This is a genomic window from Novipirellula sp., assembly GCF_041583735.1.
Lineage (GTDB): Bacteria > Planctomycetota > Planctomycetia > Pirellulales > Pirellulaceae > Novipirellula.
The window spans coordinates 1-8,983 of sequence record NZ_JBFHFD010000344.1 but is presented as its reverse complement, the minus strand read 5'-3'; the positions used below and the strand labels follow the sequence as shown (position 1 = coordinate 8,983).

General features: G+C 56.8%; 7 protein-coding genes. 1 reads left to right on the top strand and 6 read right to left on the bottom strand.

The window, feature by feature from the left end; genetic code table 11:
- The 3 genes from ABX962_RS21960 to ABX962_RS21950 form a co-directional block, all read right to left on the bottom strand.
- A partial coding sequence (locus ABX962_RS21960; RefSeq protein ID WP_372722333.1) for a DegT/DnrJ/EryC1/StrS family aminotransferase occupies positions 1 to 829 on the bottom strand: 829 nt, incomplete at its 3' end.
- Positions 829 to 1,893 carry a UDP-N-acetylglucosamine 4,6-dehydratase (inverting) gene (pseB, locus tag ABX962_RS21955; RefSeq protein WP_372722331.1) on the bottom strand — a complete coding sequence of 355 codons (1,065 nt, stop codon included), beginning with the start codon at positions 1,891 to 1,893 and terminating at the stop codon, positions 829 to 831. The genes ABX962_RS21960 and pseB, both read right to left, overlap by 1 nt.
- Positions 1,894 to 2,767: 874 nt before the next feature.
- Complete coding sequence (locus ABX962_RS21950; protein ID WP_372722329.1) at positions 2,768 to 5,617, bottom strand: O-antigen ligase family protein; 2,850 nt, start codon at positions 5,615 to 5,617, stop codon at positions 2,768 to 2,770.
- Between the two features lie 541 nt (positions 5,618 to 6,158).
- On the opposite strand from ABX962_RS21950, the gene ABX962_RS21945 reads away from it, so the two are divergent.
- Complete coding sequence (locus tag ABX962_RS21945) at positions 6,159 to 6,437, top strand: hypothetical protein (RefSeq protein ID WP_372722327.1); 279 nt, start codon at positions 6,159 to 6,161, stop codon at positions 6,435 to 6,437.
- On the opposite strand, the gene mqnE is transcribed toward ABX962_RS21945, so the two are convergent.
- The 3 genes from mqnE to ABX962_RS21930 all read right to left on the bottom strand — a co-directional run.
- Positions 6,434 to 7,597: an aminofutalosine synthase MqnE gene (gene mqnE, locus ABX962_RS21940; RefSeq protein ID WP_372722325.1), complete on the bottom strand. Its 1,164-nt coding sequence runs from the start codon at positions 7,595 to 7,597 to the stop codon at positions 6,434 to 6,436. The two genes, ABX962_RS21945 and mqnE, sit on opposite strands and share 4 nt — an antisense overlap.
- A gap of 105 nt (positions 7,598 to 7,702) precedes the next feature.
- Complete coding sequence (locus ABX962_RS21935) at positions 7,703 to 8,620, bottom strand: UbiA-like polyprenyltransferase (protein ID WP_372722324.1); 918 nt, start codon at positions 8,618 to 8,620, stop codon at positions 7,703 to 7,705.
- A partial coding sequence (locus ABX962_RS21930) for a UbiX family flavin prenyltransferase (RefSeq protein WP_372722322.1) occupies positions 8,617 to 8,983 on the bottom strand: 367 nt, incomplete at its 5' end. The genes ABX962_RS21935 and ABX962_RS21930, both read right to left, overlap by 4 nt.

Below are 8,983 nucleotides of genomic sequence, written 5' to 3'. Positions count from 1 at the left end.
GAAACGAATCGAGTCGACTGAGTTGGCTGAGTCCCAAGGCACATTGAAAATCAGTGATGCGATAGTTGAACCCGAGATCGTGCATCTCGTAATACCAAGGCCCTTGTTCATCCAAAACGGTGTCGCCGGTATCGTTGCCGCCTTCGCCTAGTCCGCGAAAATTTTCGGGTTCGCGGACCATGCCATGACTGCGAAGCCTACGTGCTCTTTGGGCGTATTGGTCGTTGTCAGTGACGAGCATGCCGCCTTCGCCACACGTCATCGTTTTTACGGGGTGAAAGCTAAACGTGGTGATGTCGGCCCAAGGGTGTCCGCCGATTTTGTAATGCCGGCCCTGGTGTTCAAATTGGCCGCCGACACCATGACAAGCGTCCTCGATCACGACCGCGCCATGTTGCCGAGCGATCTTGCTGATCGCAACCATGTCGGCGGTTTGGCCTGCGTAATCCACCGCGACGACGCCGCGAGTGTCGGACTTCCAGTCGGCCGCAAGTTTGGCAGGGTCAAGGTTGTAGGTGACCGGATCGATGTCACCGAAATCGGGAGTTGCACTGACAAAGGCGGCACAATTGGCTGATGCTAGAAACGTATTCGGTGAGGTGATCACCCGATCGCCGGGGCCGATTTCTGCAACCAGCATCGCTAGATGCAGCGCGGCAGTTGCATTGCAAACCGCAACGGCGTGTTTCGCGCCAACTCGCTCTGCAAACGCCTCTTCGAACTCGTCGACCTTCGGTCCCGTGGTCAACCAACCAGACTGGATGGACTCGGTGATCGCCTGCAAGTCCGACGCGTCAATCGATTGACGGCCGTAGGGTAGGATGTCCACTAGACGGCGAAGTTGGGGTCAACGTGTTGTTTGATCAATTGTCGCAACTCATCGACGTTTAACCATTGGTCGTTGCTTTCGGAGCTATAAAGAAAGTTATGCTTGACCTGAGTGGCGTCATGATGCGCCGCGAACGTCGCGATGGTTTCGTTGTGGTTGCGGCGATGCAGCATCGGGACGATCACGTAGTAGCGGTCGTTTTCGATCGTGTTTTGGCTATCGCTTGCCGTGACCATTTCTTCGTGTAACTTTTCGCCGGGACGAATGCCTACAACGGGCTTCTCGCACTCGGGGCCAATCGCTTCGGCCAGATCGGTAATTCGGTAAGACGGAATCTTGGGCACCAGGATCTCGCCACCGATGCTGTTATCAAGCGTGTACAGCACCATGTTGACGCCCTCGTCCAGCGAGATATTAAAACGCGTCATGCTGGGATCGGTGATCGGCAGCACGCCAGTGTCTCGTCGCTTCAAGAAGAATGGGATCACGCTGCCGCGGCTGCCCATCACGTTGCCATAACGGACGACCGAAAAGCGGATGTCGCGATGCCCTTTCAAGTTGTTGGCGGCAATAAACAGTTTGTCTGAGCAAAGTTTGGTTGCGCCGTACAGATTGATCGGCGCCGCCGCCTTGTCGGTGCTCAACGCCACCACGTTTTTCACGTTAGTATCCAGCGCGGCCTCAATGACATTCTGGGCTCCGAGAACATTGGTTTTGACCGCTTCGAACGGGTTGTACTCCGCCGCTGGCACTTGCTTCATTGCCGCGGCGTGGATGACCGTGTCGATGCCTTCCATCGCACGTTGCAGCCGGTCCTTGTCGCGAACGTTTCCGATGAAAAAACGAATTGCGGGGTATTCGTCGACTGGGAATTGCTCCGCCATTTCGGATTGTTTCAATTCGTCTCGCGAAAAGATCACCATCCGAGCGACATCGGGCCAGCGACGAAAGACCTCGGAAACGAAACGACGACCAAACGAACCGGTCCCGCCCGTGACAAGGATGGATCTTCCGCTCAGCCCAGGCCCGTTTGACCCTGCGGCGGTATTCGTAACTTCACTCATCCTGTTAACTCTTGCTTTCTGCGAACTGGTTTGATTATCGGTTTCTTCATTCAGTGACGTGCGAGATCTGCTGCCAAGCCGATCGAAAGGTCGCTTCGTCGCACTCCAGTGCGATGACACTCAATGCTAGCAACGACATTTGCTTCACGTTCCATCAATGTGATCGGGCTTAGTCGGCGCGGACTTCGTCCACGTGGGTGACAGTTGCACCGCGAGTTGATGTAGGTTTGGGGGCAATGGGTAATTGCGAACGTTATTGCCAGCGGGCACAGTCTCCCTTTGACAGGCATCCTGACGCAAGCCCAGTCCGGCAGCAATGATTTGCAAGTCAAAGAGAACGCGAGAAATCGCGAGTAGAAAGTGGAATTGGTATCAAAGGATCAAGCCGGATTTGGCAACGACGTGAAACCTTTAGTGGCGGAAGGCATACTCGGCGTTCGACAGGATTGGGAAGAACGCAAACGGAGATACGCTTCATCTCCCCTTTGGGGAGGTTAGAGTCGGCGGTAGCCGGCTCTGGGTGGGGTTCGCTGTGTTAGGAGTGGATCGTTCGAGCGAGACAGTCACCTCTCCCAACGCAGTTGGGAGAGGTCGAGCAGAGCGCATGGCGATTGCTCGGGTGAGGGCCGTCCGAGCAAGTCGAGTCGTATCTCGCAACAAGATAGCGCGGTCGGCCCTCACCCGAACGAGGCCTTGAGGGCCCGTCCGACCTCTCCCCGCTTCGCCGGGCGAGGTGACATGCGGGGTGGCAGGATGTTAGAAGTGGACCGTACAAGCATCGTTCCCCCGCCCCTCCCCGGAAAACTCGCTGAAGGCTCGTTTTCCGACCCTCCCGACGCAAGCTGGGAGGGTGAAACGACGTCTGGCTTACCGTCTAGCGGAGCTCTTGCTGAGCCATTTGATTGATGACGGCGTCGAAGCGGCGGTCGTCAGGGAATCGTTCGCGGGCCTTTCTTGCATGCGCTCGCGCGGTGCCAATTTTGTTCTGTTCCCGCAACCGGTTGATGTACTTCAGCTGCAGGTTGGCGTTGGCGGAATCGAGTTGGACCGCTTTTTGATAGCATGCGAACGATTCGGTGTGGCGTTTTAGCACGTATGCCGTGTCGGCACACAATTCTTCGCAACGAGCGCGTTCGGCAATCGTCTCGCTTTGACCACAGGCGAGCCCCTCGTACGCTTGGGCGAGGAATTCAAGGTCTGGATCGGGGCGAGTGATTAGGTACTTGGCGGCGGCGCGGTAGTTGGCTGTTGTCGGTGGGACAATGCTCGCGACCGAGATGTCAGGGTGGGACTCAAGCATTTTCAAGGCGGCTGGGGTCTGCTGTGGCTGCCGCTCGAGCAGTTTTCGCAAATAGTTGGCTCCGAGTTCCGATTCGTTGCTGTCGAGTGACAGCTGCGCTAATTGACGCAGCGCGGCCGAATAGGTTCCGTAGAGCTCGCTAAGCTGCTGTAGGATTGCCCGCGTCCGGTCGCGGTCGGTGTAGACGAAATCCAAATACAAACTGGCCGTGCGTGCTTCACGCGAGAGTGGCCGGACACCAAGCTCGGTCTCCGCGTTTTTTAATGCGGCGATGTAATGACGCGACAGCGGGGGCGTTGCCATTTGCTCGATGGCGGGCGCGTCACCATCGGTATCAGCGGGGGCCTTCTCGGAGTCGGTGGAGTCTGATCCGCCGGTGGACAAGCGGTGGTTCGTTGAACTGGCCGCTACGGCTTCGCTCTGCGAGTGCCATTTCAAGCGGCGGACCGCTGGGGCGGTTTGCTGATATAGTTCGCGTAGCTGCTCAGTCGATTTTGGGTTCGCTTGTACGACTTCTTCATAGCGAGCAAGTTGAAAATGCAAGTCGCTAAGGGTTCGGTAGACCGCAGGCGAGGCCGTTCGTTGCGCGAGGTTTTCGAGCGGCAAGATCAGGGCTTCGAGTTGTGACGGTTCGGTTCCACGCTGCACCAGCATCGCTTGCGAGCGGCGAACGATCGCGTCCGCGCTGGCGTCCATTTGCAACACACTGAGTGCCCAGGCGTTGGGGAACACGACCAACGCTGCGATGGCTAGCGATGGGAAGAGCGACTTCTTGGTCTGGAATCGGATTCGTGGCTTGCGTTTCGCTTCCATCGCTGTCGCTGGTTCGATTGGCACAGCATCGTCACCGGAACCATCAAGTTCGCCTGAGGCGGTTTGCTCGCCCGCTAGGTCTTCTGCGACGTCGTGTTCATTATCCGTATCGATGTACTGATCCGCATTAAAGTAGTCGTCGGTTTCGTCACTTTGGTAACCGGTGTCACGGATTCGAGGAGCGACCAAGTGACCACGGGTGGCGGCGACCGGCAGAAAAATGGCACAGGCGATCAAATTGGCGGGGATGATCAGTCCCATGTCGAAAAATTGGGAGACGGCAAGCGAGCCGAGAATGTACCAACCGGCGACTCGCAGCCCATGATCGACGGCATCAGGTGAGTCATTGAGTTTGTTCAGCGAGCGGATCACTCCGACGATCAGCACCCCGACGAACAGCAATCCTGGGATGCCTTGCTCGGTAAACATTTCCAACCACAAATTGTCGGCGTGGTGTGCCCAACCGTCGCTGCTTTTTTCGAGTTGGGTTAGATGCGCGTCGGCGAACGTGCCCAGCCCGCTGCCCGTCGGCAGGTAGGTGGTTGCAGCCGCGATGACATCATTCCAAAGCGGTATTCGCCCATCATTAAGAATTGTGGATTGGTCTTGATCGGATAGCAGCTCCATTCGATCCAACGATGTCAGATCCAGATTGAAGGGAACGATCAGCAGTGCCACCGCGATTGCCAACACCGCAATGATCACCGGGATGCTGGCGGTGCCACGACGAGCACGGATCCAGCCCAGTGCGAGTGTAAATCCAATCATGGCGCTGACCAATCCGCCTCGCGATCCACACACAAGCAGCGCGGCGGTGCACAGCACCAGGCTGACTAATGCAATACTGGAATCCCGATCACTGGCTAGCGAGATGAGGTCGTTGACTTCAAAATTTTCGTCGTCGACTTCGGTGCCGATCAATGCGGACAATCGCCACGCCAGCACTCCCATACTGGCGCCGACTCCGATATTCATCATCAACGCAGCGTTGTTGCGATTGACAAACGCGGCAAAGTGGGCGCCGCGATTGATCGCGTTCATGCCAAGTAAATTCGTCTCGGGGCTGACGAGTTGAAAGATGCCCAGCGCCGCATGCACGGCGGCACCGGCAGCGAGCCCCGCCATCAGCAACACTAAGCGTCGGCGATTTTGGAAAACGCTAGCGGATGTCCAGGCGAGCGTGGCGACAACCAACAGCATCGCGATGGCGTGCCGCGAGGCAGCGGGGTCAATCGATATCGGGTGCATCGAGGAACGTTCCGTCTGTGATCCCAAAATGGGGTCGAGCCAGGTGGTATAGGCGGCGGCTGAGCCGGGGCTGAGCAGGCTGAGCAGGAATCCAGGCAGCGGCAGTGTTTGGAACCACGCGAACGCGGCCCATCCGAGCAGCAGGATTGCGAGCCAGTGAAACCGCGGACCTCCTTGGGTCTCGCGGTCGATGATCGAGGGGAGTGCTAAAATCCCGGCAGCAAGCACGGCGACACAGGTCGCCCACTGGGCCCACGGCAGGATGCCGCCGTAATCAAACGCGATGGCGCAGGGCAGCACGGTCAAGATGCAAGCAGATGCCCAAAGCGAAATTTGGATGAGAAGCGGAGCGATCGATTTCATGAAAGGTTTTCAGAGCTGCGTCTCCTCGGCGCTCCCAATCAGGGATGCGAAGGAACTAGCCGGCGTCGTGGATCTTCTGACGGATCCCGCGTGAAGGATCTTTGGCAAGATCCGCTACGATTTTGGGGAGGATCATTGGCATGATCCGCTACGGTAATTCGTTGTGGGGGGAATGGGACGAGTTTGAAAAGGCAGAATCAGGACGCGTCGTTTTAAGGGTGCTACCGAAGCAAAAACGCTGTTTTGGATCGGCTGGAAGCCAAGTGCGGTGTAAATCATTCGATCGTAAACGACAAGGCTGGAGGCCTTTCCCACAGCCAACCCTTGCGTTTCCTTAGCTGCTTGGTGCTAGTTTAATGAAGGGTGTACAAAAGTCACCAATTGTTTGGCTTGTCGAGAATATTAGTTAGCAGATCGATATTAATCGCTCGTAAAGCAACGCTTTTTTGTTGTTGGGGACGAATTGTTGGGGGGCGAAGCCCTCCATCATTCCCGAGCGCCGATCGTATTTTACTCCTCTACCTCGGGTGGGGAATTGCAGTTGCGTTGCTCACACATCGAGCGGCGGGGTTGTGTCCGCAGTCGATTGGTAACGGCGTTCAGTGTTGCACTGCGCACGTCGGCAAGAGTTTTGACAGCACTGTCGCTCGGCTTTCCAAGCCATTGGCGTGCAGAGGTATCAGCGTTGTGTGCCAAATGGACGGTGCAAGTTTATGTCACCGGCCCTCGCCGGCCGCTTCCTGCGGCCGACCCTCCCGAAGGGGAAGGTGAAATCGACGATGCCGGAACGCCGCTTCGCTGCGTTCCGCCTTTCGACTAGGACGAAAGTGTCGCGGCCAGCTGCTCGACCGATTCGCCGGGGGTCCACTTGGTGTAGTCGCTGGGGTCGCGGTGGACTTGGCGATAGATCGTGTCCCGTTCAACTGGATCACGGCCAGCTTCGCTGATCAGGTCGCGGATCTTATCGACAGACAAACATTGCGGCGTCGTTGCGCCCGCATCGTGATAGATCAACTCGTGCCGCACCGTTCCGTCAAGATCGTCGGCGCCATAGGCCAACGCGGTCTGCGCGGTCTCGACACCTAACATGATCCAGTACGCCTTGATGTGCTGGACGTTGTCCAACATCAAACGGCTGATCGCCATCGTTCGCAAATCCATGATCGCCGATGGCTTCTTGATCTCCGACAGCTTCGTATTTTCAGGGTGGAACGCCAGTGGAATGAAGACCTGGAAACCACCCGTTTCATCTTGCAAATCTCGTAACCGGATCAAGTGATCGATGCGGTGATACGCCTTTTCCACGTGCCCGTACAACATCGTGCAATTGGTACGCAGCCCGATTTGATGTGCCGTCCGGTGGATGTCCAACCAAGCGTGCGTGTTCGCCTTGTGCTCGCACAATTGGTCACGCACCTCGGGGTGAAAAATCTCGGCGCCGCCGCCAGGCATGCTGCCCAAGCCGGCGTCACGCAAGTCTTCCAGTACCCAGCGGACCGATTTCTTGGTCTGGAATTCAAACCAATTGATCTCCACTGCCGTCCAACCCTTCAGATGAATTTGCGGGTAATTGGTGTGCAGCAACTCGATCAGATGACGGTACCACTCGTACGGTTTTTGGTGGTGTAGTCCGCCGACGATGTGCATTTCGGTACAGCCATTTTCAGTCGCTTCTTGGCCTCGCTGCAGGATCTGTTCGTCGTCCATCACGTACCCTTTCGGGTCGCGAAGATCGCTGCGAAAGGCACAGAAACGACATCGATACACACACACGTTGGTGGGGTTCAGGTGCGTGTTGATGTTAAAGTAACCAACGTTGCCGTTTTTGCGTTCGCGAACCAAGTTGGCCAGCTCGCCGACAGCACCAAGCGAGACTTCGGGATCGTACAGGAAAATTCCGTCATCAAGCGTCAGTCGCTCATCCGCTTCGACTTTGTCGCGGATTTCTCGAAATCGGGCTTCGCGTTCTTGAGTGATCATGCGTTGAATGTATAGAAAGGGAAGTAAGGTTTCGGGGGTGTTTGAAAGTCTTCGCGACTTTTGCTACGGAGGCGGAATGATCGACAGGTTGGAAGCCTATCTCATTTAGAGCCAGAGGCAATCGAGAGTTCCGGCGACGAGTAACGTTAAACTGATAGCGGCATTCGTGTTGAAAAAGGCTTGATTGACACGGTTCAAATCGTCGGGGCGGACCAGCCAGTGTTGCCACAATACCATCGCGGACACGACGACCAAAACGCCCCAAAATAGGACTCCGAGTCCTGTGTTTTGAGCGAACGTGGGCAGCAGACCGAGGAGCCCAAGCATCACGACATGAAATGCGGCAGCGATTTTTAACGCGCCTGCGATTCCAAATTTCGCGGGGATACTGTGCAGGCCCGCCTCGGCATCAAACGTGGCATCTTGGCACGCATAAATGATGTCGAAACCGGCAACCCAAGCGGCTACTGCGGCCGCAAGAATCAGCGGAGCGACTAAGTCACTCGGGCTGGAGGTCACTTCGACACCGCGGATTGCGACCCAAGCACAGATCGGCGACAGGCTGAGTGCGACGCCGAGCCAGAGATGTGCGGCGGCGGTGAAACGTTTTGCCAGACTGTACCCACACAAGAACATCAACACAGGAACGGACGCGTACAGCGGCAATCGGTTGGGCAAAAACAATGCGGTTGATGCGACAAAAGCAAGCGAACAGCCGATGGTGAACGCCCACACGCTGCTGCGAGACAACACGCCTGCAGGCAAATGACGCTTTTCCGTCCGGGGGTTTCGTGCATCGATGTTGTGATCGACCAGTCGGTTGAACGCCATCGCGGCACTGCGAGCAAACACCATGCAAAGCAGAATCCCCAGCATGTCTTGCCAGCGAAACGAGGGGCGAGCACCCGAAACGTCCGAGGCGAGTGGAGTCGCCAGCGCCATCACGGTCGCCAACGCGGCAAACGGCAATGCGAAAACGGTGTGGCTAAATCGAATCAGTCCGAGCCAATGGGAGAGGTTCATGATTCCCCCCACCGCTGGATCAGCGAATTGTCGACTCCGATTTGGTCCATGATCCGGCTGACGATGAAATCGACCAGCGAATCGAGCGACTCGACGCCGTGGTACCAACCGGGCATCGCGGGCAAAATCACCGCGCCGGCCGCCGCCAAGCGGTGCATGTTTTCGAGCTGCAATACACTGAGCGGTGTTTCTCGCGGTACAAGGACTAGTTTTCGATGTTCTTTCAAATGCACCTCCGCGGCACGCTGGATCAAATTCGATCCGGCCGCACGAGCGATCCCGCTGAGTGTGCTGCCGCTGCAGGGACAGACCACCATCGCTTGCGTTCGAAACGATCCGCTGGCGATCGGGGTGAAGTAGTCG

Excerpts from the sequence above, each read along its gene's own strand:
- pseB (WP_372722331.1), bottom strand. The coding sequence starts at position 1,893 with ATGAGTGAAGTTACGAATACCGCCGCAGGGTCAAACGGGCCTGGGCTG.
- ABX962_RS21950 (WP_372722329.1), bottom strand. The coding sequence starts at position 5,617 with ATGAAATCGATCGCTCCGCTTCTCATCCAAATTTCGCTTTGGGCATCT.
- mqnE (WP_372722325.1), bottom strand. The coding sequence starts at position 7,597 with ATGATCACTCAAGAACGCGAAGCCCGATTTCGAGAAATCCGCGACAAA.
- ABX962_RS21935 (WP_372722324.1), bottom strand. The coding sequence starts at position 8,620 with ATGAACCTCTCCCATTGGCTCGGACTGATTCGATTTAGCCACACCGTT.